Source organism: Aeromicrobium sp. PFPM2_SD2 (assembly GCF_057364525.1).
The window spans coordinates 1-1,315 of record NZ_JBNFNZ010000578.1; the positions used below are offsets into that span (position 1 = coordinate 1).

Genomic DNA, 1,315 nt, shown 5'->3' on the forward strand with positions numbered 1-1,315 from the left:
CCGCGCCGCGCAGCCAGGCGGCGTGGTCTCGGCCAGGTCGACGACGCCGCGTCCAGCAGGGCCGCGACCGGCGCGGAGAGCTCGACCGTGGCGGGGTCCAGCTCGAGCTCCGCGGGGCTCCAGCTGCCGAGGTGGAACAGGTAGCTCGGACCGCCGGCCTTGCTCGTCGCCCCGACGGTCGAGCGCTTCCAGCCGCCGAACGGCTGGCGCCGGACGATCGCGCCGGTGATGCCGCGGTTGACGTACAGGTTGCCGGCCTCGACGCGGTCGGCCCAGTGCTCGACCTCGCCGGCGTCCAGCGAGTGCAGACCCGCGGTGAGGCCGTAGTCGGTGGCGTTCTGCCAGGCGATCGCCTCGTCGAGGTCGCGCGCCGCCATGAGGCCCAGCACCGGGCCGAAGTACTCGGTGCGGTGGAACTCGCTGCCCGGACGCACGCCGATGCGGACGCCGGGGGACCACAGGCGTCCGGTGTCGTCGAGCGGACGCGGCTCGACCAGCCACTCCTCGCCCTCGCCGAGCTCGGTCAGGCCCCGGAGCAGCTTGCCCTGCGGCGGCTCGACGACCGGGCCCATGACGGTGGTCGGCTCGGTGGGCCAGCCCACGGGCAGCGACGTCACGAAGTCGACCAGCTGGCGACGGAAGCGCTCGGAGGTGGCGACCGATCCGACCAGGATGCCGAGGCTGGCCGCCGAGCACTTCTGGCCGGCGTGGCCGAACGCGCTGCGCACCAGGTCGGCGACGGCCAGGTCGAGGTCGGCGCTGGGCGTCACGACGACCGCGTTCTTGCCGCTCGTCTCGGCCAGGAGCGGCAGGTCCGGCCGCCAGGAGCGGAACAGCCGCGCGGTGTCCCAGGCGCCGGTGAGGACCACCCGGTCGACCAGGTGGTGCGAGACGAGCTCGCGGCCGAGCTCGGCCTCGCCCAGCTCGACGTAGGTGAGCGCGTCCTTGGGCACGCCCGCGTCCCACAGCGCCTCGACCATGACCGCGGCGCAGCGGCGCGACTGCGGGGCGGGCTTGATGACGACGGCGCTGCCCGCGGCGAGCGCGGCCAGCACGGAGCCGGCCGGGATGGCCACCGGGAAGTTCCACGGCGGCGTCACCAGCGTGAGGATGGCGGGGGAGAAGCGCGCGCCGTCGACGGCGTCCAGGCGCAGAGCCTGGTCGGCGTAGTAGCGGGCGAAGTCGACGGCCTCGCTGACCTCGACGTCGGCCTCGGCGATGGTCTTGCCGGTCTCGGACGCCATGACGGCGACCAGGTCGCCGCGCCGCGACGCCAGGCTCGCGGCCGCGTCGCGCAGCAGCGCCGCCCCGCTCG

At 75.1% G+C, this 1,315-nt stretch carries 1 protein-coding gene; it reads right to left on the bottom strand.

All coding sequences use genetic code 11. The features are described from left to right. Positions 1-1,315, bottom strand: a 1,315-nt coding sequence (locus tag AC2W7G_RS16500; RefSeq protein WP_485869392.1) for an aldehyde dehydrogenase family protein, incomplete at both ends; no start/stop codon positions are given.